The sequence below is a fragment of the Lysinibacillus sp. FW12 genome (assembly GCF_050817245.1).
Lineage (GTDB): Bacteria > Bacillota > Bacilli > Bacillales_A > Planococcaceae > Lysinibacillus > Lysinibacillus irui.
This window is the reverse complement of sequence record NZ_CP139094.1, coordinates 750,407-775,207: the sequence shown is the minus strand read 5'-3', so window position 1 is coordinate 775,207 and position 24,801 is coordinate 750,407. Positions and strand designations below refer to the sequence as shown.

The following is a 24,801-nucleotide window of genomic DNA, read 5'->3' as shown; positions in this document are numbered from 1 at the left end:
CCTATTGTATAATTGTTTTAGGGTAATTAATAGATCATTTAAGTAGAGAGGAGCTCTAATAATGTTCATTACAACTGTTCTTGGCTTTACAGTAGTTTTATTAATTTCTATGGCATTCTTCATCCACTACCTACAAGTTGGTTTAGATAGCAAGTCTTCAGTAACTGTAGATCCAAAGCCAAACGAAAAATTCTAATGTATAAAAAACAGCTACTATAAAGGTAGCTGTTTTTTTATAGCCTACAATTTAAAAATGTATGAAGTTGCTCCTTTATTGTAAAAATTATCTGAATAAAGTCTTTATAGTTTGCATATTTAAAATTTTGCTCTAAAATATTTTTTGTAAGGAAGGGAGCAATTTTCATGACAATGTTACAAGATATTTTAGAGTTTAACAAAGTGTTTGTCGAAGAAAAAAAATATGAACCATTCATCACTACAAAATATCCTGATAAACGTATTGTTGTTTTATCTTGTATGGATACTCGACTTGTAGAGCTTTTACCGAAAGCAATGAATTTACGTAATGGCGATGTTAAAATTGTGAAAAGTGCTGGCGCTTTAGTTAGCCATCCTTTCGGCGCAGTTATGCGTAGTTTATTGGTTGCTGTTTATGGCCTACAAGCAGATGAAGTTTATGTCGTTGGGCATTATGACTGTGGTATGAGTGCAGTTGATCCCGAAGCAATGTTAAGTGAAATGATTAAAAGAGGTATTGATCCAAAAACAATTAATATGCTAGAATATTCCGGTTTTGACTTAAAAGAGTTTTTACGTGGTTTTGGTGATGTAGCGACAAGTGTTAAAAAAAGTGTTGATACAATTCGAAATCATCCGCTAATGGTGAAAGATGTACCTGTTCATGGCCTCATTATCGATCCAAATACAGGTCATCTAGATTTAATTGAAGATGGTAATAAACAATAGTCATTACCTTTTGATTTACAACTAATAAGGTGCCTATCTTTCTCCATAACGAAAGATAGGCACCTCTCTAATTATTCATCCTCTAAACGTGCATATATAAAATGATCTACCCATTGACCATTTATATACAACAGCTTTCTTAACAGACCTTCCTGTTGAAACCCTGCTTTCTCTAATACGCGCATAGAAGGTGCATTTTGAGTAGAAACATATGCCTCTACACGATGTAGGCCTATTTGATCGAACGCGAATCGTACCACCATATTTACGGCCTCTGTGACGATTCCCTTCCCTACATAAATTTCATCCATCGCATAGCCAACAAATGCACTTGAGTATGGTAAGCGTTTTACAGCATAAAGTGCAATATGTCCTATTAGATTGTTTGTACCATGCTCAAAAATACCAAAAGTATATTCTCGCTTTGACTCCATCAAATAGAGACTTTCTTGAATTTTTTTGTATTGAGCGTCAATTGTATAATATTCTGGTCTTTGTAGTGGCTCGTAAATAGACCAAAAGTATTTATTTCGGCTTACGAGACCCGTTAAACTTCGTGCATCTTTTTCTTGGAATGTGCGGATGTAGCATTTTTCTCCCTTTATCGTTACCACATTCCCACCCTTTTTTCTTAATAGATTCCAAATTTTAAGCACCATTTCTCCACACTAGCCTTCCAATAAATATCAGTACATTCATCATTCTGGTAACATCACTACTTTGAATTTAACATAGCTTAAAAAATGGTTTTCATTCGCTACATTTCAAAGGTTGAACATTTAGTTTATTTCATTGTATGTAAGAAAAGATGCTGCTACAACTAAAACAACTCATGTCCTATTTCATAGCAGCACAATTCATTATTTTGATTTGGTTCTTACTTCTCGTCCCCAATTTCTAAACTGGACGAATCAGCATCCTCTAGTTGGCCATTATCTAATACATTTGTTAAATGGAGACCACGTTTTAGAGCCTCTCGTTCAATATGTGCAATGGTTTCCTGCAGCACCTGTACACGGGCGTGCTTTTTATCATCACCAGCAACTAAGATCCATGGAGCATCCTTTTTATCAGTCTTTTCAAACATTTCATTTGCCGCTTCAATATACTGTGGTGTTTTTTCACGATTTCGCCAATCTTCGTCTGTTAGCTTCCAAGATTTATAAGGGTTTTGTTCCCGTTCTTTAAAGCGTTTTAATTGTTCTTCATCTGATACATGAAGCCAAAATTTAATGATTATGTAATCTCCTGCAGTTAAAATTTTCTCGAAGTTATTGATTTCTTCATACGCACGAGACCATTCATCCTTCGATGCGAATCCTTCGATACGTTCTACTAATACACGACCATACCAAGAACGATCAAAAATAGCGATTTGCCCATGCTGCGGTAACTTTCTCCAGAATCTTTGTAAATAGTTATAGCGCAATTCATGAGGCTGTGGAGCTGAAATAGGGTGTACAACATAACCTCGTGGATCGACACGTTCAATTAGTCGTTTAATAGCGCCACCTTTACCAGCGGCATCCATTCCTTCAAATACCAAAATTAAACCAATTTTGTTTTTTAATAAAAACTGTTGGGCATTTAACATTTCATATTGGAGTACTTTTAATTTCTTTTTATACATTTTTTTATCTAGTTCAATCGATAAGTCTAGATTTTTTAAATTTTGTGCCAATGAAACTTCACTCCTTTTATGTAGATAATCCCATTGTACTAAAGAAAAATATAGATGCCTATTGAGATGGTAAATTGTAGTGATTATTAGCAAAACAACACGATACATTGTTGGAAATTTCCGTTATAATAAAAAAAGTGACAGTACTATACTTATTTGTCTTTTCCCTATACAATCTAAACACGAAGGGAGAGGAAATCATGCCTCGGTTTATCTTGATGACAATCTCTTATCTTGTCTCATTCATCCTAACCTTTTTATCCTTTTTCATGAAAATAAACGGTCAATCTTCTCTAGAAATTTCTAATCGGTTTTCTGTAGTATTTGCACCAGTTGATATTAGTCATGCAATATGGATTGTCATTTATTTATTAATTGGCTATTGGTTATTGGTGAACATTAAAAAGACATCTATGAAACAGTCTGCTCTCTTTAGTTGCATAAATATTTTGCAAGCCTTAACGATATATGTATGGCATCATGAGTTATTTATTGTTTCTCTTGGCATCACCTTGCTTTTGGTCTTGTACTTATTTATGTTGTATAATACGTACTCTCTTCACGACAAAGCGTTGTCAGGTCGTATTCCTTTCTCCATTTATTTTGCATGGATGACATTTATCTTGATTACGAATAGTAGCTTTACGTTAACGGCTTATGGTTGGAACGGCTTTGGTCTTAGCACTCCTCTTTGGGCAGTAATTTTACTGACACTTGGTGGAGCTATTGCACTACATATCCGCTTTCATCACTTTGATACCATGTATCCGAGTGTTTTTATTTGGGCTTATTTAGGAATCGCTTTACATAATGGTTTTGATGAGCTTCTTGTAACAACTGCCGCCTTATTTTTATGTGGTGTTCTCTTTGTTGGTATTTTATTTATTAAAAAAAATCCTGCCCACCAAAAATAAATTGGTTAGCAGGATTTTAAATTATATCCTATTCTTCATCTAAGGAAGTTAAAATAATTGGTTTATCTTTAGTGACAATAACTGAATGTTCAATTTGAGCTACAAGCGATTTATCAGGTGTAACAAATGTCCAACCATCACCAGCTTCTACAATATGCTCTGCTTTTGCTGAGATAAATGGCTCAACAGCAAGCACCATTCCTTCTTTCATAATCGTAGAATCCCACGCATCATAATAATTTAAAATATGATTAGGCTCATCATGTAAAGATTGACCTAAGCCATGTCCTGTTAAATTCATAATAACAGTTAAACCATTAGCATTCGCCTCTCGTTCAACCGCTTTACCTATTTGATTTAATTTAGACCCTGCTTTAACCTTTGTCATTGCTCGATCAAAAGCACTTTTAGCAACTCGGCATAGTTTTTCTTTGTCCTCATAACCCTCACCAACAACAAATGAAATGCCAGTATCTGCAAAGTATCCATTTAAAGACCCAGAAACATCGATATTCACAATATCCCCTTCTTGAATAACACGTTTTCCTGGAATACCATGTGCCACTTCTTCATTGACACTAATACATGTATATCCTGGGAAATCATATTCCCCCTTAGGTCCAGAAATAGCACCAGCCTCTGCAAACATGCGGCCAGCAATTTCATCTAGCTCAAGTGTTGTAACACCTGGTTTTGTTGCTGCTTTCATGGCTTCACGAATTTCGGCACAAATGCGTCCAATTTTTTTAAAAGCTTCAATCTCATCTTGCGTTTTTACAATCATTTATAACGTCCCTTTCATCTAATATCTATTCTTTAATATAACATAACTTTTTATGCGTATAACGATAAACGCTTTAAATATTGTATGCTTTCCTACAATGCAAAGTGCTAAAAGAGCTATTCATGACCAAAAGTCCCTTCACATGAGTGAAGGGACTTGCTTGTTGTTGAAAAAAGTTGATAATTTTGCTAATGATTCTGTGCGAAAGCGAATATCATCAAGTAGTATAGAACGAAAAGCTTTTATACCCTTTTACAATAAATCATTTGAGGAAACTTTTATTATGCTTTTCTTTGCATTAATTGTGGAGCGGCTGTGAATAAAAGCACGCCTACAATTGCCGTTAAAATGGTTGCTGGCAACATATATGTACCATTATAAATGATAGAATAGATCCATGCATTTTGATCACCCGCATACTCTGCAAAAAATACAGCTCCAGCAATTGTATGTGCTGCGTATCGTAAAAAGCCTGCAAAAACAGTACCTACGATAATGTAAAGTGCCATTTTCGTTTTGTTCATATTTTTTGCAGCATCCAACACAGGTCCACGTACAACTGCTGCTAATCCTACAACTGTAAAGGCAACACCATAATCCAATAATCCTTGAAGCCAGTGCACAATATAAGCACCAAACATGGTTTGCATAACACCCACAAGTAATCCCGTTGTTAGCCCAGCAACTAAGCCCCAACGAAATGCAATTAACATAATAGGCACCATGACAAGACTAACAGAGCCACCTTGTGCCCATACTTTAAAGGATACTTGATCGAGCACAAGGCCAATCGCTGCAAATATCGCAATCTCCACAAGCATTAATAGTCTTTTTTTGTCCATACATATTCTCTCCTTTGTTCCGATGTAGGATACAAGAGCAGGAATAGAAATGCAGACATCTTTTTTATTCCTAAAGAATGAAAAAACGATGCCAGGACAGAGCCTGACATCGTACAAGTGTCGGTTTCTATCCACATCCCTACGCAAGTGTTAACTTACAGGTTCAAAGAGTCAAGGCATTACGTGCCCAGTCTCAGCTGACATCATCAGCTCCCCTTGTGGTCGTTACATCTGAATTTATTTGAACAATCCCATTGTACGCAAAGGATTGGATGATTACAACCTCTTCCATACATTATTTTTTTGAAACTTTGCCGTTTTTCATGCGTAAATATTAAAAAAGGAGGTACAACTATGGAGAACCAAAAAATTTTATCTGCCTTTAGTTATCTTAGTATTTTCTTCGCCCCTTTTATCGTCCCATTAATTGTTTACTTTGTAACGAAAGATAGTGATGTAAAAAGACATTCAATTCGTGCACTTGTCTCTCATTTAATTCCTTTTGTTTTTGGCATCCTATTTTTTATTGTCTTTGTTTTTTCTACATTAAGATTAGATCCAACGTCAAGTAATAATACTGTGATGGTTGTTTGGTTAGTTTCATTTGCCGTTTATGCCATTGTCTCACTTGGTATTGTCATATGGAATATTATTCAGGCTGTTCGAGTAATACGTTAATGTTTCAATTTTAAGCGAAACAGGTAGTAATAATTGTAAAAGGAGCTGTTTTTTAATGAAAGTATCAAACGTTGTGAAAACTGCTGTAAAATTGGCACCTATTGTTATTCCTATCGTCAAAAAAGTAATGGCTGCAAAAAAAGGAACAACTCCTACAGCCACTTCTCGAAAAAAATAAAACAAAGGCGTATTCCCTATTTCGGAAATACGCCTTTCACTTATTTCACTTCAAAGTATGTCTGACTATGGCCATTTAATGTCTTTTCTACATGTAAAACCGCTGGCATTGCAGATTTTAATTCAGGCACATGAGAGATTACGCCAATCATGCGACCAGAATCCTGTAAATCAATTAATGTATCGATTGCTTTATTTAATGATTCCTCATCAAGCGAACCAAAGCCCTCATCAATAAACATCGTTTCAATATGAATATTACCTTGGAAGCTTTGAATTACATCTGCCATTCCTAAGGCAAGGCTTAATGAGGCATTAAATTTTTCGCCTCCCGATAATGTTTTGACATCTCGTAGTTGATCGGTATAGGCATCGTAGACATCAAGACCTAGTCCGCTTTGTTTCGCATGCTTTTCCAATCTATCTGAACGTCTGAGCTCAAATTGACCATTTGATAAATGATAAAGGCGAATATTGGCAGCTTCAGTAATTTGGTCTAAGTAATTAATTTGAATATAGCGCTCAAAAGATAACTTTTTCGAATTTTGGCCGTTTAATAATCCATAGAGCTCCTTTACTCTTCCCGCTTCTTGCTCAAGTAAATGAAGCTCCCTCGCTATTTCTTCTACTCTTTCAATAAAACCTTGGCAAGCTTGAGCAAAACCTCTCAACTGTTGTAAACGTTTAAATGCTTCCTCATAAGATATACGAAGTTGTTCTACTTTGGCTTCCATGGACACTAAATCTTGTTGCTCTTTTCCTTGAAGATACATAGCCCCTTCAGTAATTTGGATTTGCAATGTGTGTACCTGTAAAGCATAGTCACTACAAGCTTTTCGAAGGGTCTCTATTTGCAATAAACTCCGTTTGGCAGCTGTATATTCCTCGTAGCTGTCAAAGCCTATCTCCTGCATGCTTGCTGAGAATTGCTGACGTTTTTCATTCATTTTGAGTTGTAATTCTTCAAAAGTTTGTTTGGCTATTTCCATCGTCAATTTTGCATTACTTGTTGCTTCCTTCGCGCTATGCAATTCGTCTTGACTCTCTTGCCATCTTTTTTGCAAATCCATTTTTTGTTTACTGATATCTGTAAGCTGTTGCTGTAATTGCTGCAAGGTTGGTAAATGGTTTGGCATATGTTTAAGCTGTTCTTCAAGAACTGCTTGCAGTCTTGTCATTTCTTTCAACTGCTCAGCTAAATATTGCTCTAAGTTCATCTGTTTAGTTCGTAGCTGCTCTATTCTCTCACGTTGCTGCTTAAGTTTTAATCGCATATCTGCTAATTGATGATGAACAATTTTTAATGTCGCAATCTCTTGCTCTATGTTGTTTAATGTAGAGATGAGCTGTGCATGGTCTTGCTGTGTAATGTGCTGCTCTTCTAGTTGCTGACAGGTTTCTTGATAAAGCTGTTGCGCAGATGACAAGAGCGCTTCTTTTTCTAGGTACTTACGCTCATCTAAAGAAGCCTTAGCCCTTAACACTTCGACTTCAGAGAGCTCTATCATTTCCTGTTGCTCATTATGTGTTTTCTGGTGTGTCAAACTGCCACATACAGGGCAAGGTTCCCCGTCCTTCAACTGTTCAGCCAAAATACTAGCCTGACTTGTCAACCAACGCTGCTCTAATAATTGTAGAGCCTTTTTACTCTCCTGATAGTGAATGTCAGAAGTGGCTACGTCCTGCTTAGCTAACTCTACAGCCCCTTTGTATTTGTCTACTTGTTTTATTAATGCTACCTGCTCACGAAGTTTCGGTAACTGCTCTAAGTAGCTTTCATATGGCTCAACCTGTTTTTCATATTGTTCCATCGTTTGAGAAAATTGCTGTAACTGCCCTTGTTCTTTCTCCAATAACATAAGATTATCAGCTACTGCCTGTTTTGCTGTTTCGACATATTGTTCTGCTATTTGCAGCTGCTGCACATTGTTTTCATAGGCTTCAAATTTAGGCAATAAAGTCTGTAATTGCAATTCCTGCTGCAACATCTGTTGACGTTCAGGCTCTTTCGCCTCTTCAATCTGATATTTTTCTTGTGCCCGTTGTAGCTGCTCTTTTGTTTGTTGAAGTTTAAATTGAGCCTGTTGAAATGTTTGTTCTTTTAAGTTCAGTTCAGCACGTAAATCAATACATTGTTGTTCAAGTGGCACAAGTCGCTCCGCTTGTTCTGCTAAAACAATCTCCTGCTCCTTTGCTCGGTATCTATCCTGTTCTTTTAACAATAGTTGCAGTCTCTGCTGCCGACTAGCTTGCTCTTCGAACTGCTCATTTATTGTTTTTGCTAGTCGATAATATTCCTGCTCCTTTTGATGAAGACTATAAGCTTCATCATATTGCTGCTGTTCTTCCTCTATACATTTCTTATAGTAGCTAAACTCCTCCTCAAGTGCCTGTGTCAGTTGATGTAAATTTTCCGTATTGTCAGCAATCAAGGTGAATAAAGAGGATGAACGTTGCGGTAAGGCACCAACAATTTGACCTAATAGATGTTCCTTTAATTGCTTGGCACGCTCAAAATCCTTCTCCGCCTCTTTCCGTTTGGCATCCAGTTTTTTTGTCATGACGCCAAAACGATCTGTTTTAAAGATTTTTCGTAAAATAACTTCCTTATTTGTAGAGTCAGAGGTCAATAACTTGCGAAATTCACCTTGAGGTAACATTACAATTTGGCTAAATTGATCTTTTGTGAGACCTATGATTTCCAGCAATTTTTTATCGACTTCAAGCGTTTGTTGTTTCTCTACGATGCTATAATCGAGCTTTCCCTCTCTTACTTCAGCTAATTCTATTTTCTTACCTGTGATCGTTTTATTTTTTTCTTTAATATGACCTGGCTGTCTTACTATTTGATAAACTCTGCCATGCATTTCAAATAGGAGCTCTACAGCTGTATAGACATCATCATGAGCAAAGCCGCTTCTCAGTAAAGCCGTATCCTGGCGATCCTCACCACTACCTGATCCGTAAAGCGCATAACAAATAGCGTCGAAAATGGTTGTTTTCCCAGCGCCTGTTTTTCCGGAGATGGCAAACAAACGATGTTCTCCAAGCTCTTGGAAATCAATCACCTCAGTATCTTTATACGGACCAAATGCAGTAATCGTTAACTTTAATGGCTTCATTTTACTGTCTCTCGCTCCTCATCTAATAATTCCTGTAACATCTCGGTAAAAAGGCGTTCCGTATCTTCATCTGGCTGGATGCCGATAATATTCGTAAAGAAAGAACGGAACAAGTCTATATCCTCTAGCTTTTCTGTTTCTACAACTTGTAACTCACGTGGTGACTCTTGTCGTAGTATCTTACGTTCTACATGCATCGCATGGGGAAAAACACTACGAATGCGTTCCATCGGTGAAGAGACGGTTGTCGTATCCGTCAATCTGACAAAGACATAATCATCACTCGGTGGTAGCTTTAACAGATCCTCCAATTGACCTTCTACTACTCGTAAATTTCTTCTTGGTACGAGCTTTCTTTTGGTTACTATGCTTTTACCGTGTTCATCTAATTCAATGATTAAAAAGCCTTTTTCATGTAAGTGCTCTGATAATGAATATTTTAACGGAGAGCCTGCATAGCGGATCGTTTCATTTAAGACAAAATGTGCCTTATGTAAGTGTCCAAGAGCGGTATAGTGGAAAGGTTTAAATAAAGCTGCATTCACACAATCTGAGCCCCCGATAGAAAGCGGACGCTCTGAATCACTGGTATTGGCTTCTTCCTCACCATACTTTGTGACGAAAGCATGTCCCACAAAAATATGACGCTTACTCGCATCCATATCCTGAGTAATATGATCTATAATTCTCTGCATAGCGTCTTGATGAGAACGAATCGTTTCATCTTCAAAAATATGACGAATTGAGGCGGGCTCAGCATACGGTACAAGATGAAAATGTACCTCTCCATATTGATCATTCAAAATAATAGGGACATGATCTTTCGTAAATTGCCCCTTGATATATAAACCACTATCACTCATCAATCGACTCCCAAAATTTAAACGACCCGCACTATCATGATTTCCCGCCACTGCTAAAACAGGAATCTGCTTCTCTAATACTATTTTCGCTAATACATCATTTAGTAAATTGACTGCCTCAATAGGGGGCATTGAACGGTCATATAGATCACCTGCGATGACAATTACATCTGGTTTTTCATCATCTATCGCTTGTATAAATTGTTGCAGAATATATTGTTGATCTTCTGTCATATAAACACCTTGAACAAGCTTCCCTAAATGCCAATCTGCTGTATGAAATATCTTCATTCTAGTCCCTCCTAATCTTCTTTATATTTTAGCATGACTACTGCCTATCTAGTGGTATTCAGCAGTATAGTAGTTCTATCCAATATTGGATTTCATATAAAAAAGCATCTAAATAGATGCCCTTTAATAACGATTATTTAAATGTTTTCTATAAAAGCTTTATAGCCAGGAAATCCTTGAATAGCATAAGCTGTACGGGTAGACTGCCGTTGTGTCGTTTCCCGTTCCTTGGATTTCGCTGATAATTGTTGCTTTATAATTTCCTCAAACGATAGAGGATTGGGCTTGGGTAATTCGGATGAAGAGATCGTCAAAGCATTACTACCACTATAAGACTGTAAAAATGCATTAGCCATTTGACGGTAGCCTTCAAAGTTTGGATGAACATCTGCACTATTTGGTAAGTAGTTTATGGCATCCAATCCAAAGCGATCATAAACATCTACATAAACCGCTCCTGCATCCTCTGCCTGTTGTTGTAAAATCGTATTTAATTTAACTAGCTGTTCGTTCGTTCCCTTTTTTTGTGTAGGATGAACATATGGATACGCAAAATAATAGCCCATTACAAAAATCTTTGCTTTCGGCGCAAGTTCATTTAACTCATCTAAAATGGTTATCATATTTTTTCTAGCCAAGTTTAAAGTGGAATCTGTTTGAAGCTGTGAAAATGCTAATGTGCCAGCAGTTGGGTTCACTTTAACAAGGCGTAATAAATCATTGGCCCCTGCTGACACTGTAATAAGGGTCGCATTTTCTAGTAAGTGTTTGGATTCCTCAGATTGGATTCGTTCTAGCACATCGGCCGTTGTTAAGCCTGGAAAGGCAAGTTCTTTTGTATAAAATGATAATTGACCCATTGAACTTAACTTCATGGCTATTAAATCACTATATCCTGCATCAATTTCTTGATAAGGTGTTTGACCAGCAGCTAAGGAATCTCCAATAGCTATATAGCTTTCTGTTTGAGCATAAGCAGATGAAGCCCAACATGTCATTGCTAATATCGTCACACCGATGAAGCTCCATAATCGCTTCATCTACTCTCCTCCTTTGCACTTTGACTAGTGATTAAAAGGCCCAGCTACCCTTGCGGAAAATTGGCTCTACTGTACCATCCGGTAAAATACCATCTATATCCATTTCTCCACTACCAATCATAAAGTCTTCATGTGTCACAGAAATATTTGCACCTAGTGCCTCAAGTTGACCATTTTCTAAATCTCTTCCACCTTCTAAGCATGTCGGATAGGCTTCACCGATAGCTAAATGGTTTGAAGCATTTTCATCGAATAACGTATTGAAATATAAAATCTCCGACGCTGAAATTGGTGATTCATGAGGGACAAGTGCTACTTCACCTAAATAGCTAGAGCCTTCATCTACTTGTATCAGCTCTTGCAGTAAATCATGACCCACTTCAGCTTCTGCTTTAATAATTTTGCCCTCTTTAAAGGTTAATTTAAAGCCATCAATGATATTGCCTTGATAAACTAAAGGCTTGGTATTACTTACGTACCCATTTACACCTTGTTTCATCGGAAGTGTATAAACTTCTTCTGTCGGCATATTGGCAATAAAAATATTACCATCTGGTGTTTGACTGCCACCTGTTAGCCATTTATGCTGTGGCGCTAAGGCAATTGTTAAATCTGTTCCTGGTGCTGTATAGTGAAGCTTTGCATATTTTTTATTATTTAGCAATTGTGCACGTGATTCTAAATTAGCTACATGCTCTCGCCAATTATCCACTGCATTCCCTTCCCCAATATGAACCGTTTTAAAGATAGCTTCCCACAATGCTGGAACTTGCTCCATTTCCGTTAATTGAGGAAATACCTTCGCTGCCCATTTTGGTGAAGGAACCGCGACGATAGACCAAGCAATTAAATCCTTCATGACTGCATTACGATAATTTTTCAATGCTGCTCCTGACACTTTTTGGTGTGTTGCTAATCTGTCTGCAGGTATTCCTGTCAATTTATCAGGATCAGCAGCATCAATCCATAGTAAAGCACCTTTACGCTCAATTAGTTCATCACGCATTTTTACGACCCATTCAGGGAAACGATTAAACTCCTCATCAGAAGCGTGTTCAAAATACGCACGATCCATTTCATCATCCGAAAAGTTTACATGGACACGCCCTGCGCCAGCCTTATAAGCCTCTTTTACAACTAAACGAGCAAAATCTAAAGCTTCTACTGATGTATTCACTAACAAATATTGACCTGGTTGAATATTGACACCCACTTTTACCGCAAGCTCTGCATATGCCTGTAATTTTTCATCAAATGTCATGTTAATTCCCTCGCTTTTGTCCAATTGTTTTAGAATTACCTTCAATCAGCTTGCCATCATGCCATATTTTTTGCACAGGCTTGCCTGGAATTTCTCTTGTCCATTTTTTATAGGTCTTCTCATCACGATAAGATAATAACGTCAATACTTCTCCGTCTGCTCCTGCACGACCAGTACGCCCTGAGCGATGTAAGTACTGTTCAATTGTTCTTGGTACATCAACATGAATAACATGTGTTAAACCTGCAATATCTAAACCACGAGCGGCGATATCTGTTGCGATTAAAATACGTGCATCCCCTTTACGGAATGCATCTAATGCCTTTTTACGTTCTTCCTTTTTCATGTCGGAGTGAAGTGTTACGATTGGCGCAGAGCGATATTGTAATTTCGTTTCCTTCATTAATAATTGATCGATATTATTGACGAAAGCAAGTGCTCTTAACCCTTCAGTATGTGATAGTCTTCGTAGAAAATCAGTTTTATCACGTTCTTCTACCTTCACAAATGAGTGGATAACTTTGCCGACCTTTAACATATCCTCTGGCTTAATTTTAAAACGAACTGGTTCGAACATCATACGACTTGCTACTAATTCAATTTCCTCTGTAATCGTAGCTGAAACAACAACGACTTGTCGGCCATAGGCAGAACCTTCGATAAAGGATTTGATAACTACACGGTATTCGCGACTAAGCAGTTGATCACACTCATCCAAAATAATCGTTTCTATTTCTTTTAGTTTTAATTTTCCTGCTCGTGCTAATTCATTTAAACGGCCAGGAGTTCCAACAACAATCGTTGGTTTTTTCTTGAGCTTTTCAATTTGACGAGCAGAATTGGCACCACCAATAAGCTGCTGAACTGTAATATCTGTGCCAGCTGTCCATTCGCGGATAACTTCTACAATCTGCATAGCAAGTTCTTGTGAAGGAGCCACGATCAGTCCCTGTGTTTGTTTTTTTGCCCCATTTACTTTATTCAATAGTGGTAAAACATACGCTAATGTTTTACCTGATCCCGTTGGCGATTCCGCTACAATGTCTTTACCTTCAAGCATAGCTGGTATCATTTCATCTTGAATTTTCATAGGTGTTTCAAAGTTCCATTTTGCTTGAATTTCTTCTTTTAATAAATTAATGACTGACATGTTATTTCCCACCTTCTATCTACTTGACACTAGTTTAACACACTCCGCCGTTTCCTACTTTATATGTACGAAGCAATGGACCATTCGTTTCAAAAATCAGCGGTTCCTTCCATAAAAAATCTGCCTAACCTAACACGGAAAAAGTAGCATGTCCACAACTCTTTAAAGACTTGTAGCTTACCCGTGAAAAGCAAGCAGATTCTTTTCAATTCACTCAACAACTAATCGACTAGCTCATAACCGCAAGCCAAAATGGCACATTCAGCTAATACGATTAGTGAATCGATATAGATTTCATTTAATTTCAAATCCCGATTAACAATAGATAGCTCTGTACAGCCTAACACAATGCGATCACAATTTAATGCCAGCATCGCATCTTCTAGTGGTTGCCAGTCCTCCAGCGTAACATCCTTACCAGCCTTGACATAATCATAAATGATAGTCATGACATAGGCTCTCATTTCATTATCTGGTACTACTGGTGTAATGCCATATTCCTCTAAGGCTTCTTGGTACATACGAGATGTTAAAGTACCTGTCGTTGCTAAAATACCAACACGTTTTGCACCTAAATCCGCAGCACGCTTCGCTGTTTCACGAATCATATGCAATACTGGAATGGGTGAACCCTCTTGAATATCATGATAAAACGTATGGGCTGTATTACATGGAATAGCAATCATATCTGCCCCTACAGAAGCTAATTTTTTTGCATCCTCAATTATGACTGGAACTGGATTATCCTTCGTTTTATCTAAAATAAAAGCTGTACGGTCAGGGATATTTGTATCATTATCTATGATCGTATGTAAATGCTCCTGATCCTTTTGTGCCTTCGTACGTCTTACAATCATTTCACCAATAAACATTGTTGCAAGTGGCCCTACGCCACCAATGATACCTAAAGTTTGTTTTTTCATATATTAGACAGACCTTTGTTATTAAAATATTTCTTATATTTGCGATAAAAGCTTAAATTATCAAGCGTAACATTCAACCATCGTTTCGCATTCATATCCTTGTAATTAAAAATAGAATCTGTAGCCATCCCTTGACGAATCAAGCTTTTCGCTTCAATCACTAATTGTTCATTTTGAACATATTTGAAAAGAACACCATTTGGTACAATCGTCCAAAGATGCTTGTTTTCCACGTATGTTAACGATTGTTTACTCCCTCGAACAAAATCATCCGCTACATACTGCATAAAGTTATAGCCACTAGCTGTCACATAATAATTGGAAAGCTCATTATGTAATTCTATACTCAACAATTTATATTGACCATCACGATCATCATATTTCATATCGAATGTAGCAAAGCCTTGGAATTGTATTGCTTCAAGGAATGTCTTCACGATATCCATCAATTCCTTATTATAAGTTGTCATGATGGCTACATAACGACCTATTCCTTCTGGAGAATGCTCTTCTAAAATGGGATTGCCCACAGCAAGAAGTTTTGCTTTTCCATCTTGTCCAACATACGCATTGACAACACGCATATTAGCATCTTCTCCTGGAATATATTGCTGAATCATCAGATCATCACGATAGGCTGATTCCTTATAAATAGCATGGAATATACTGTCCTTTTCATCCTTATCATGTGCAATATATACTTTTTTCTTACCAGGAAAAATACATGCAGCATATTTTTCCATATTCATGGGCTTAATGACAATTGGATACTCAAAAGGCATGTCGAAGTTTTCATAATCATTAACCGTGCATACATGCATGGCAGGAAATTGAAAACCATATTGTGCACAAAGCTCATACATCTTTTCTCGGGTTAATAGCTGATGAGCAAGTGTAGCATCTACATAAGGAATAATGAAATCCTCTGTTAATTCTGCTTTATGCTCTACAATTTTTTTGACATAAAATTCGTCACAGGCTAGGAGCAGTAATTTTTTATCTATAAATTCCTGGGCAATTGACTTAAGTGCCGTAACAAATCGTTCTTCTATATGAAGTCTCGGTACCTCACGAAAAGTCAGTAAATCACTTTGCTGAATTTTTTCCATGTTTGTATGATTTAGTGCAAGGGGCTTTACACCATAGGCTTCGTAAAATGCTCTGGCCATGCCATAAGCATTCATTTCATCCCCAAGCAATACGGGTAAAAAAGCGTGTTCAATGGCCATTCTACTCAACTCACTTTTTGCTTTTTTTATTAGTGTAACATACTAAAGATTTATAGCTTGCTTATTTATGGACAGCTACAGCCTGTTTGCCTAACTCACGATAGCTATTAAAGAACTGATCCACATTGTATGTTACGTAGCCCTTTAACGGGTCCATTACAACTACTTTATCGCCTAAATGTCCTGTTAAAACAACAGCATGTAAATTCATAAAGGCATCCCGTGAAGTTGACTCACCTTCATAAATCCAGCCTCGTTCAGCTTTTTGTTTAGGCTTTGATAAATCCAGTGTCACCCATGTCACAACAGGAACTCCCTCACGGACTAGCTCTAAAATATCTGCCTGTGATGCCTGACTCATATTCGTTACGCGTAAATTTTCCTGTTTATCAGCAATGACTGCCTCTGCCGCTTTGACAATTGGTGCAGCAAAAACATACATCCCATGAGCCTTATCACGAGGATTGCCAGCAAAAGCTACATTTGGATTTGGTCCAAAACGTTTTCCGCCTACTGTACGTATTTCTTGCTTTGGTAAATAATGATCTGCCATTTCAAGCTTTGTCACATTCATTCCAAAATAATTTAACACGGCTGTGAGTGATGTGATTTCACAGCCATGTGGCAGTTCAGGATTTTGCATAACAACAGGTACATCTAATTCTTGCTCGTCTCTAGAAAAATGTGTTTGCAATCGATAGTACGGCTTTGTTGTATCGTACGTAAAATTCTCAATTGTTGTATATCCGACATTTGCCTCACTATTTTCTAGTGTAGTTGCAGCAATTGCATATTCTCGTCCTGCCTTTAGCTTCGAAAATATTGCTTCCCCTTCTTCAGAACCAATTGCTTCTTCTACTACATCACCTGTTTGTACATCTGTGATCGTTAAATATAAATTAGGGATAGGTGCTCCACTATTAAATTCTACTGTTAAAACTGTTAATTGGTTTTTTTGTTGTGAATCTTGCTGTGAAAATGGCTGGCAGCTAGACAGCAACATGATGATCAAAATGCCAATAAGTAAAAGGCGCTTATATCCTGTCCACAAGACAAATTCCGCTCCTATTCTAATTCAAAGAGTAATCTCTTCTCCAATTCTATTAATACAATTTGTCGTAGACTCTATTATACGATACTTTCCTAGTTGTTCCTATTAGAATAGAAGCTTATTCGAGCATGAATTCTATCACATGTAAAGCCATTATGGTGATGCATCCAAAGCGTAATGGATAATACTTAAATCGTCGTTTCTTTTGGTCGTAATGTATGCTTTAATACCTTACCAGAGGCATTCCGCGGTAGCTCAGCTAAAAATTCGATCTCATAAGGGACTTTATATTTGGCAAGTCTAGTCTGACAATAGGAGAGTATCGAATTTTCATCAAGGGATTTGTCTTCTTTTAAAACAACAAATGCTTTCGGCACCTCACCATACACTTCATGTGGTAAGCCAACCACTGCTGCTTCTAAAACTTCTGGCATTTGATATAAAACTTCCTCCACTTCGATTGGGTAAATATTTTCCCCTCCTCGAATGATCATATCCTTTTTTCGATCTACTATATACAAATAGCCTTCATCGTCAAACCGTCCTAAATCACCTGAGTAAAGCCACCCATCTCTAATTGTTCTAGCTGTTTCTTCTGGATTGCGCAAATATCCCTTCATAACCTGTGGCCCTTTTACACAAATTTCCCCTACCTCACCAGCTGGTACTGACTTACCTTCACTATCAACTACACAGACCTCTGTCTGCGCTAATGGCTTACCAACGGAGCCGATTTTCGTTAAAGCATCCATATCAAGTAAGGATGTGGCCGCAGGTGAATTTTCTGTTTGACCGTATAGATTTTGAACTTTTACATTTGGAAATGCCTCTTTTACTTGTTTTACAAGCTCATAAGGCATTGGAGCTGCCCCGTAACATAATAAACGTAAATGGTTTAAGCTATGTTCCTTAAATCCAGGCGTATTTAAAATGATCGTGTACATGGATGGAACTCCGAAGAAAATCGTCGCTTCTGTTGCTGCAATTTGCGCTAATGTTTTAGTTGGTGAAAATACTTCTTCAATAACAACGGTTCCCCCTTGATAAAACATCGGCATAGCAAAAACATGCAGGCCAGCACAATGAAATAAAGGTGTGCAAATAAACATCTTATCCTTGCTCGACATGTTCATAGAAGCAGACCAAATTTCTGCTGTAGCCGCAATATTATGATGGGTGAGCATGACACCTTTTGGTTTACCAGTTGTACCAGAGGTGTACATAACAACGGCTGTATCATCCGCCACCAATGGAACGATCGTTCTTTCACGATCCTGTTGTTCAATCCTATTATTCATTTCCTGAAGTTCAATAGCATGTTGGAACGAATAGGAAACATCCTTCAATGTTTCTGCTAATCTTTCATCATAGATTAGTCCCTTTGCCTGTGAGTGATTAAAAATATAATCAACCTCTGGTGCCGCTAATTTAGTGTTAATGGGCATCACGATAAAGCCTGCTAATTGAACACCTAAATAAGCGATTAAAAACAAATCGGAATTAAGCGTATATAATGCAATTACATCCTCTTTTTCATAACCTTGCTCCTGTAAGTAAGCAGCAAATCGATCAACACGTTGATAAAGTTCACGATAACTTAGCTTTTTTCCATCATACAAGGTTGCTATCGTATTTGGTTGCTGTACAGCATAGTTTTCAAGAATATCTGTCATACACGTCGTCATTTTAAGCCCTCCAAAAGTTCATTTTTTAATCCGAGATAGAGTAAATTAATTCTCCTCAACATTCATGCATCCAGAATTCTTCAATCCGTCCCATACATTTGAGTGGAACCTTTGGGATAACATGATGTCCCTACACTTTCATTGCCATATACACGTTTAACAGGTCTTCCCTATTTACATGGAATACCGCTAAATTAACACCAGTACACAAAATCAATAAAATTCAGAAAATTATGATTATATTTTAACAAGCAATGAATTTCTTGGCAATTTTCCTCACGTTCAAATTAAAGAAATATTCTTAGACGTTTTACTTTTCTAGTAATTTCTAATAGGTGTATGATGTTTGTACGATTATTAAAGGAAAGGCCGGATTTACATGCTTTATGCACTTTTAGGAGATTTACATTCTAATATAGAAGATACTAAAGCTGTTCTTGCTCATATACAACAAACAGCAGAGGAAGCAACCATCATTGGGTTAGGTGATTTATATGAATGCACTGTTAGTAAGAAAAAGGCGCAAACTATGTCTGGCTTGTCGTTGGAAAAGGCAGCCATAGTAGAAAATGAATTTGAAGAACTACTAACCTTCCCGTCTATACGAGGCAATCAAGAAGAACGCATTACTCAAGTTACAGGCATCCAACGTTTTAAAGCTTTACCTGAGTCAATAGAGATTGATGGTGCGATACTTATGCACGGACATCAATTTAAGTGGAACGTCAACTGGCAACCTACATTTCCTCCTTTTCATCAACCATTGTTATTCTTTGGTCATAGCCATGAATCGGGACTCTATCATCAGCAAAAAAAATTACCTATCCGTATTCGTTACGGCCAACCGATTGCAATACAAGAGAAACAATATGGGGTTAACGTAGGTTCAGTTATTGACCACCGTGAATGGTGTCTCTATGATAGTAAAAAACGGACAGTGACATTTATGTGTGTCCCCCCTACTATAAACGTAACTGAATAGCAAACATAAAGAGCAAGCTAGTTTTAACTAGCCTGCTCAAATTTTTAATGTATATATTGTTTTTTACTGTTTAGTAAAATTTCCTTTAACGCCTGTAGTTTTTCTATGACAACAGAAGATTCTTCCGTAATTTCCTCCAGGTATTTCTCAGCCTCCACTTTATTACCTGTATTATATTCACGGACTGCTTTTTTAGCTATATCATGTATATGAATAAACGGTTGTTCAAGCTCTATATAGGCCCGCTCATCACCTAACAGCTTTTTGCCTGTGCCATAATACCATTCGCCAAGGCGCGATTCCTCCGGTGAACCTACGTCCTGTTCAGTCATCGCTTCAAAGCCCAGCAGTAAATTATAAATCTTCCAACGCCATAATAAATGGTCTGTAATCGCTAATTGAATAATATCCTCTTGGCTAATAATAAAGTTTTTAGAAATCGTTGTTGATCGGTATCCATCAATCATTTTACTTAGCTTATAAATGGCAGAACCCATATCAAAAACAATTACCTTACTTTTTTGCATACTCTCTGTGATTGTATGATTACGTTCAGAAATAATTGTAGCGGATTGTGCTTGTACCTTGGTTGTAGTAGCTATTTCCTCAAAACGAGCTCCTTGCTGCTGTAAATTTCTGTTTATTTCTCCAAGGGTTTGTGAAACATGTAAGGTATCCGTAACACCTTGATGTAAATCTTGTGAAAATTGTGTTGTTAAAAAACTAATATTTTGCGTAATTTGAAGTAATTCCTGGATATCTGTATGTATCGATTTAACAGATGTATTTGTATCATCTGCAAGTTTTCGCACTTCCTCTGCAACAACCGCAAAGCCTTTCCCTGCTTCACCGGCACGAGCCGCCTCAATTGATGCATTTAATGCCAACAGATTAGTTTGATCTGCAATTTTCTTAATTAATTCCATTAGTTTTGCGACGCTATTTACACGATCTACTAAACGTTTGATATCCTCCTGCATGGATTTATGCCCCTCATCGGTCGTTTGCAAAATGGATGAAATTTGTTGTAAAGATTCCAAATCCTCATTTAATTTTTTAAACGCCTGCTTTGTTTGCTCGGAAATATCACCAACAGATGTGGCGATTTCTTCAATACTTTCATCTAACTCATGCATCAATTGGTCTGCCGCAATAATTTCCTGATGTTGAATATCTTGAAATTCAATCAATTCCTTTATTGTATCTAACTGTGTATTATAAGTAATGATTTCGCCTAAACCGTTCACTACAGATCCTGCTTGAATTTCAATATAGGTCTCCAAAATAATTTGTTGGTCAATCGTTACTAAGCTATCATAAGACAATAAAACATCAAGCATTTTTTCTTGATCTCGTGATAGTTCTTTTACAATAAGCGGAATAATTAATTGATTGATCAACGTATAGGCTGAAATCATCCAATTCGGGAGTACACCAATGCGAGCATGAATGTAGGCGATTTTACGTCGTTTAAATACATAATCTAAATCTAACTCATCGTCAAATAAGCTAATAAAATGTGAATCAAATAAGCCTTTCAAACGCTCTACTGATGAATGCGTATTGATGACCTGGTTAAACTCTGGAATTTCCAGTAGACGATCATAAAAATTATCCAGTATATGCTGACGATTGTTCTCATACATTTTACGTAAAAAACCTACAGACTCCCTTCTTATTCTAGACAAAGCAAGAAAATCTAGTTTTTCTTTAAAACGTTCATTGGCCTCAATGTCTGAGTTTTTTGTTGCTGAGAAATAATCATAGTTTTGACTAATCTTCTTCCTTTTGAACATAGTTCCCACTCCTTTTCGAATCTAAAGTAAATATAAATTCCCAGTGTTTTAAAACGAATTATAGATCTTTCCTCATTACCTTCAACAAAATAAAACATATATATTTTACCAACAATAAAAAAACAAAAGTAGATTCTCCAAAAATTCTTTACACTTTCTTATTTTTTTGTCCACCTTATTGACAATTTCTCATTTTCTAGATAAACACTATTTTTACGCAGAAAAAACGCTAAAATCATCATTTGACTTTAGCGTTTTTTACCGTATAAGATTAAAATTTGACCTAGCACTCGCAATCGCAATTTTGTAAGCTATCCAGTAACTTTTCCATCTCCTCTAGTTGCTCACAAAGCGTTTGAATCATGCACTTTAGAATTGGAATTAATTCTTGGCAAATACAGAATCTAAGGACATTTTGTGCTAGTCTTATACCTCCCTGATGATGGACAATCATTTCCCTTAAATAGTTAATGTTAATACTATTGGATACTGGTGGTGCACACATGCAATTAAACATTGCTTCCGTGATTTCTTTGTAAGCACACATATACTCGTATAATTCGTACTCTGAATTTTGTACGACACAACATCGATTTTGTATCGCTTCAAGACTTTCAAGCATTTCTGTATGTGTTCGAATGATTTCTAATGCGAGATCCTGTACAGGAATATTTGTTGTGTAGCGTAAAACATTTTCTGACATTTGGATTGCCGCTACTTGATGAGGAATGATTTGCTTAATAAAATTTTCTGAAATACTACAAGTAATGGTTACATAGGTCATACCCTGCATCATTTTTTTGAGGATTCGTTGATATTCCTCTAAATATGCCTTTGTTACATTACTAAGTTCAATTGGTTTAACCATTAGACACACTCCTTTCAGAGTAATGTATGCCCGCTAGGTTGTTGTGCGATAGACAATTGTACCAATTGCTTAATAATTACGGATGCATCATTTCTCAATGCTTGTATTTTTCTTTATATGTATCTAAGCATGTTTGACAAATACATTTATCTGACTCTTTCTGTGCAACTTTTAAAACTTTCTCTGGAAAGTTGACTGTCATACACCAGCATTCTTTTTCACCTTTTACTAAACCACAATGGTTTTTCCCCCCACATAATGGACAACTCTCTTCTCCTGTTAACAAGATGCTCACCTCCCTTACTTTACTCACCATTGTAAAGTAAAAAAGGAAGAGCACTCAATACCTTACTCCTCCCCATACATTTATTGCTGATTCTTGTGTATTTCTTGTCTTACTTCTTCAAAATCTGTATCACTATAGATAGCCGTCCCATGTCCTCCGGTTTTAGCCAATAGCGCCTTTACGTCATTATAGGATAATCCTGCCTCTGCGTTTTTTTGCTTCACTTCATTAATATTTGTACCCGCAGAGGTAAATTGGCCTTCTTTTTCATCATGCATATACTTCTACCTCCTATAATTCATCAGGCTGCATTTCAATCAATTCATCGCCTTCTCTTTCCACTCTCTTATTAAGTTCTTCAATTGGAATAGCGTCTACAGTTTGCATATCCTCATGCAAATCGAAAAGACTAATGTTATCTGATTCAACCATATCAGGCTTATCTTTACTATTTAAATTCATAAACATTTTCTTTTGATGTGGTACTTTATTCATATCCATCTTGTCACACTCCTTTACCTATAATGTGTGTAGTGCTGGATATATTATGTGTTTTTCTGTTTTGTACTTTTATCAATACGATGATATTCAGATATTTGAATAACTCGTACATGCCTTGTATGCAATTCATGATAGATACCTCTACTGTCTGTAAAGGATATATATTGATCTCTTTCACTTTTAACCAATTGCTCTGCTTCTTGCTGAGATTCAATATAAATAAATCTTCTCACATAATGCATCTCATCAAAAAAATAAGTAATCTTAAATTCCTTCATTCTCAATGCTCCTTGGCTATACATGGTACTCTATATTCTATCCAAAGAGCTGAAAAATTTACGTTCTTAAAATTACTTAAATCATTCAAGCATATAGTAAAACAATTACCAATGCTTAGGAGGAAATCAAGATTGAATCATACAGTCAAAGCGGGAGAAACACTGTCCCAAATTGCTCAAGATTATCGCACCTCTATCACATCAATCATTGCTGCTAATCCAGGGATTCAGCCAGATCATCTTTTAGTTGGTCAACAAATTGCTATTCCTGGCTTTCCCAATCCTGATACAATTCCATATCGTATTGAGATATCCACCAATAATCGTTGGCTACGCTTGTATAGAGACAATATCCTTCAAAAACAATACCCTATTGCAGTGGGACGCATGTTACATGAAACACCAGTAGGCAGTTTTATTATCATCAATAAAGCCCCAAACCCAGGTGGTCCTTTTGGAACGATGTGGATGAGCTTATCTAAAGAACACTACGGAATTCATGGCACTAATAATCCTAGTTCCATTGGGCATGCTGTTTCACACGGATGTATTCGCTTGCATAATCGAGATGTTGAAGAGTTAGCAAGTATTGTGCCTATTGGTACGGAAGTAATAATCCATCCATAATAAAAGGGCTATCTTTTTTTGATGAATCAAAATAAGATAGCCTTGTTTATTATTTTTACCCATCGCTTCTAGCTTGTGCAAGCTTTGTTAAATAGTATTGCTCTTCACGCCACATATGGTCTGCCATTGGCGCTGTAAATGTGCCTAATACCTCTGCACTTAACTCCATTTCTTCTAATTCTTTTAAAAACGTCTTAAATAAAGCCATTTCGATTTCTACATCTTGATTAAAGCGCTTTAAAGCTGGAAAAGAATGCATATTTGTACGTAAATAGCCCGTTAATTCGACTGCCTTTAAATAAAATCCTTCAAAATGCTTAGCAAATGCATGACTCTTCTGCTTTAATCGTTTCTCTACACCATCTAAATCATCATTGATGATGCCTGCGTGTCCAGAGGCGTCTAAAAGCCACACTAAATGATGATGTAGCTCGTGAAAGATTGGTGGAGCCTCACCTTTTTTCAAGTAACTCAGTACATTTTGGTATTCTTCTAATTCATTAATCATGTGATTGATAAATGTAGGCGTTAAATGGATCCCAATATCACCCGACAGTTGATGTCTAAGTAGATGAAGTTTGTATTGCTTCAATTGCTCGACATTGTCATCCACTGTTACTGAAAACGAAACAGCATTTGAATCATCGAGAGAAGGAATATAAGTAAGTAGCTGTGAGAATTGTAGGATATACTGATTAGCTCTTTGAATATCACCTTTTTCTGAAGGATAAAGTGCGTCATGAATAAATTGAGCGTGGTTTTGCATGATTTCTAGCCAAAATCGATGTTCGAAAATGGCATGTTGCACAAAATTAGACAATCATTTACCCCCTTTATTTTAAATT

The 24,801-nt window shown here is 36.8% G+C and carries 27 protein-coding genes and 1 riboswitch; of the genes, 7 read left to right on the top strand and 20 right to left on the bottom strand.

Going from position 1 to position 24,801, the window contains the following annotated elements; genetic code table 11:
- Nucleotides 1–61: 61 nt before the first annotated feature.
- Together SJW71_RS03945 and SJW71_RS03940 are read left to right on the top strand one after the other, a co-directional pair.
- Nucleotides 62–196: a hypothetical protein gene (locus tag SJW71_RS03945; RefSeq protein ID WP_274794526.1), complete on the top strand. Its 135-nt coding sequence runs from the start codon at nucleotides 62–64 to the stop codon at nucleotides 194–196.
- Nucleotides 197–363: 167 nt separating this feature from the next.
- Nucleotides 364–927, top strand: a complete 564-nt coding sequence (locus SJW71_RS03940) for a beta-class carbonic anhydrase (RefSeq protein WP_274794527.1) — start codon at nucleotides 364–366, stop codon at nucleotides 925–927.
- A gap of 71 nt (nucleotides 928–998) precedes the next feature.
- Here the strand turns inward: SJW71_RS03940 and SJW71_RS03935 are convergent, their stop codons facing one another.
- Nucleotides 999–1,586 (bottom strand): GNAT family N-acetyltransferase, encoded by a 588-nt coding sequence (locus SJW71_RS03935; RefSeq protein ID WP_274794529.1) that lies wholly within the window; start codon nucleotides 1,584–1,586, stop codon nucleotides 999–1,001.
- A 218-nt stretch (nucleotides 1,587–1,804) separates the two neighbouring features.
- Nucleotides 1,805–2,608 carry a polyphosphate kinase 2 family protein gene (locus SJW71_RS03930; RefSeq protein WP_274794530.1) on the bottom strand — a complete coding sequence of 268 codons (804 nt, stop codon included), beginning with the start codon at nucleotides 2,606–2,608 and terminating at the stop codon, nucleotides 1,805–1,807.
- Nucleotides 2,609–2,808: 200 nt separating this feature from the next.
- Here SJW71_RS03930 and SJW71_RS03925 point away from each other — a divergent pair, with 200 nt between their 5' ends.
- The gene (locus SJW71_RS03925) at nucleotides 2,809–3,522 is read left to right on the top strand and encodes a hypothetical protein (protein ID WP_274794531.1); all 714 of its coding nucleotides are present in this window, start codon (nucleotides 2,809–2,811) and stop codon (nucleotides 3,520–3,522) included.
- A gap of 28 nt (nucleotides 3,523–3,550) precedes the next feature.
- Here the strand turns inward: SJW71_RS03925 and map are convergent, their stop codons facing one another.
- Together map and thiT are read right to left on the bottom strand one after the other, a co-directional pair.
- Entirely contained in the window at nucleotides 3,551–4,306 is a 756-nt protein-coding gene (gene map / locus SJW71_RS03920; protein ID WP_429978504.1) for a type I methionyl aminopeptidase, read from the bottom strand.
- Nucleotides 4,307–4,587: 281 nt separating this feature from the next.
- On the bottom strand, nucleotides 4,588–5,148 hold the full coding sequence (thiT, locus tag SJW71_RS03915; protein ID WP_312507221.1) for an energy-coupled thiamine transporter ThiT: 561 nt from the start codon (nucleotides 5,146–5,148) through the stop codon (nucleotides 4,588–4,590).
- A gap of 119 nt (nucleotides 5,149–5,267) precedes the next feature.
- Nucleotides 5,268–5,375: riboswitch (TPP riboswitch) on the bottom strand.
- Between the two features lie 127 nt (nucleotides 5,376–5,502).
- Between thiT and SJW71_RS03910 the strand changes: the two genes are divergently transcribed.
- Nucleotides 5,503–5,826, top strand: a complete 324-nt coding sequence (locus SJW71_RS03910; protein WP_274794534.1) for a DUF4870 domain-containing protein — start codon at nucleotides 5,503–5,505, stop codon at nucleotides 5,824–5,826.
- 55 nt (nucleotides 5,827–5,881) lie between these two features.
- On the top strand, nucleotides 5,882–6,004 hold the full coding sequence (locus SJW71_RS03905) for a hypothetical protein (RefSeq protein WP_274794535.1): 123 nt from the start codon (nucleotides 5,882–5,884) through the stop codon (nucleotides 6,002–6,004).
- Between the two features lie 40 nt (nucleotides 6,005–6,044).
- Here SJW71_RS03905 and SJW71_RS03900 read toward each other — a convergent pair whose 3' ends face one another.
- The 9 genes from SJW71_RS03900 to SJW71_RS03860 all read right to left on the bottom strand — a co-directional run bounded on the left by SJW71_RS03900 (nucleotide 6,045) and on the right by SJW71_RS03860 (nucleotide 18,618).
- A complete protein-coding gene (locus SJW71_RS03900; RefSeq protein ID WP_429978503.1) occupies nucleotides 6,045–9,125 on the bottom strand; it encodes an AAA family ATPase in 3,081 nt (1,026 codons plus the stop codon).
- The gene (locus SJW71_RS03895; RefSeq protein WP_274794537.1) at nucleotides 9,122–10,279 is read right to left on the bottom strand and encodes an exonuclease SbcCD subunit D; all 1,158 of its coding nucleotides are present in this window, start codon (nucleotides 10,277–10,279) and stop codon (nucleotides 9,122–9,124) included. Before SJW71_RS03895 ends, SJW71_RS03900 begins: the two co-directional genes overlap by 4 nt.
- A 137-nt stretch (nucleotides 10,280–10,416) precedes the next feature.
- Nucleotides 10,417–11,319: an SGNH/GDSL hydrolase family protein gene (locus tag SJW71_RS03890; RefSeq protein WP_322611951.1), complete on the bottom strand. Its 903-nt coding sequence runs from the start codon at nucleotides 11,317–11,319 to the stop codon at nucleotides 10,417–10,419.
- 31 nt (nucleotides 11,320–11,350) lie between these two features.
- Nucleotides 11,351–12,580 carry an aminopeptidase gene (locus tag SJW71_RS03885; RefSeq protein WP_322611950.1) on the bottom strand — a complete coding sequence of 410 codons (1,230 nt, stop codon included), beginning with the start codon at nucleotides 12,578–12,580 and terminating at the stop codon, nucleotides 11,351–11,353.
- A 1-nt stretch (nucleotide 12,581) separates the two neighbouring features.
- Complete coding sequence (locus tag SJW71_RS03880) at nucleotides 12,582–13,730, bottom strand: DEAD/DEAH box helicase (RefSeq protein ID WP_274794540.1); 1,149 nt, start codon at nucleotides 13,728–13,730, stop codon at nucleotides 12,582–12,584.
- 221 nt (nucleotides 13,731–13,951) lie between these two features.
- The gene (locus tag SJW71_RS03875) at nucleotides 13,952–14,653 is read right to left on the bottom strand and encodes an aspartate/glutamate racemase family protein (protein ID WP_274794541.1); all 702 of its coding nucleotides are present in this window, start codon (nucleotides 14,651–14,653) and stop codon (nucleotides 13,952–13,954) included.
- A complete protein-coding gene (locus SJW71_RS03870; protein ID WP_431811761.1) occupies nucleotides 14,650–15,882 on the bottom strand; it encodes an ATP-grasp domain-containing protein in 1,233 nt (410 codons plus the stop codon). The genes SJW71_RS03875 and SJW71_RS03870 overlap by 4 nt, the downstream gene beginning before the upstream one ends.
- Nucleotides 15,883–15,943: 61 nt before the next feature.
- Entirely contained in the window at nucleotides 15,944–16,933 is a 990-nt protein-coding gene (locus SJW71_RS03865) for a C39 family peptidase (protein WP_312507227.1), read from the bottom strand.
- 188 nt (nucleotides 16,934–17,121) lie between these two features.
- Nucleotides 17,122–18,618, bottom strand: a complete 1,497-nt coding sequence (locus tag SJW71_RS03860; protein WP_431811760.1) for a class I adenylate-forming enzyme family protein — start codon at nucleotides 18,616–18,618, stop codon at nucleotides 17,122–17,124.
- A gap of 379 nt (nucleotides 18,619–18,997) precedes the next feature.
- On the opposite strand from SJW71_RS03860, the gene SJW71_RS03855 reads away from it, so the two are divergent.
- The gene (locus SJW71_RS03855) at nucleotides 18,998–19,600 is read left to right on the top strand and encodes a metallophosphoesterase family protein (RefSeq protein WP_431811759.1); all 603 of its coding nucleotides are present in this window, start codon (nucleotides 18,998–19,000) and stop codon (nucleotides 19,598–19,600) included.
- Between the two features lie 44 nt (nucleotides 19,601–19,644).
- Here SJW71_RS03855 and SJW71_RS03850 read toward each other — a convergent pair whose 3' ends face one another.
- The 6 genes from SJW71_RS03850 to SJW71_RS03825 all read right to left on the bottom strand — a co-directional run bounded on the left by SJW71_RS03850 (nucleotide 19,645) and on the right by SJW71_RS03825 (nucleotide 23,329).
- Complete coding sequence (locus tag SJW71_RS03850; RefSeq protein ID WP_274794547.1) at nucleotides 19,645–21,396, bottom strand: protoglobin domain-containing protein; 1,752 nt, start codon at nucleotides 21,394–21,396, stop codon at nucleotides 19,645–19,647.
- A gap of 283 nt (nucleotides 21,397–21,679) precedes the next feature.
- On the bottom strand, nucleotides 21,680–22,264 hold the full coding sequence (locus SJW71_RS03845; RefSeq protein WP_274794548.1) for a DUF305 domain-containing protein: 585 nt from the start codon (nucleotides 22,262–22,264) through the stop codon (nucleotides 21,680–21,682).
- A gap of 94 nt (nucleotides 22,265–22,358) precedes the next feature.
- On the bottom strand, nucleotides 22,359–22,550 hold the full coding sequence (locus tag SJW71_RS03840; protein ID WP_322606335.1) for a cysteine-rich CWC family protein: 192 nt from the start codon (nucleotides 22,548–22,550) through the stop codon (nucleotides 22,359–22,361).
- Between the two features lie 80 nt (nucleotides 22,551–22,630).
- A complete protein-coding gene (locus SJW71_RS03835) occupies nucleotides 22,631–22,828 on the bottom strand; it encodes a gamma-type small acid-soluble spore protein (RefSeq protein ID WP_322606336.1) in 198 nt (65 codons plus the stop codon).
- Between the two features lie 13 nt (nucleotides 22,829–22,841).
- A complete protein-coding gene (locus tag SJW71_RS03830) occupies nucleotides 22,842–23,051 on the bottom strand; it encodes a hypothetical protein (protein WP_274794551.1) in 210 nt (69 codons plus the stop codon).
- Between the two features lie 44 nt (nucleotides 23,052–23,095).
- A complete protein-coding gene (locus SJW71_RS03825; protein WP_274794552.1) occupies nucleotides 23,096–23,329 on the bottom strand; it encodes a hypothetical protein in 234 nt (77 codons plus the stop codon).
- A 132-nt stretch (nucleotides 23,330–23,461) separates the two neighbouring features.
- Here SJW71_RS03825 and SJW71_RS03820 point away from each other — a divergent pair, with 132 nt between their 5' ends.
- Nucleotides 23,462–23,956 (top strand): L,D-transpeptidase family protein, encoded by a 495-nt coding sequence (locus tag SJW71_RS03820; RefSeq protein ID WP_274794553.1) that lies wholly within the window; start codon nucleotides 23,462–23,464, stop codon nucleotides 23,954–23,956.
- A gap of 55 nt (nucleotides 23,957–24,011) precedes the next feature.
- Here the strand turns inward: SJW71_RS03820 and SJW71_RS03815 are convergent, their stop codons facing one another.
- Entirely contained in the window at nucleotides 24,012–24,776 is a 765-nt protein-coding gene (locus SJW71_RS03815; RefSeq protein ID WP_312507232.1) for a DUF2935 domain-containing protein, read from the bottom strand.
- Between the last annotated feature and the right edge of the window lie 25 nt (nucleotides 24,777–24,801).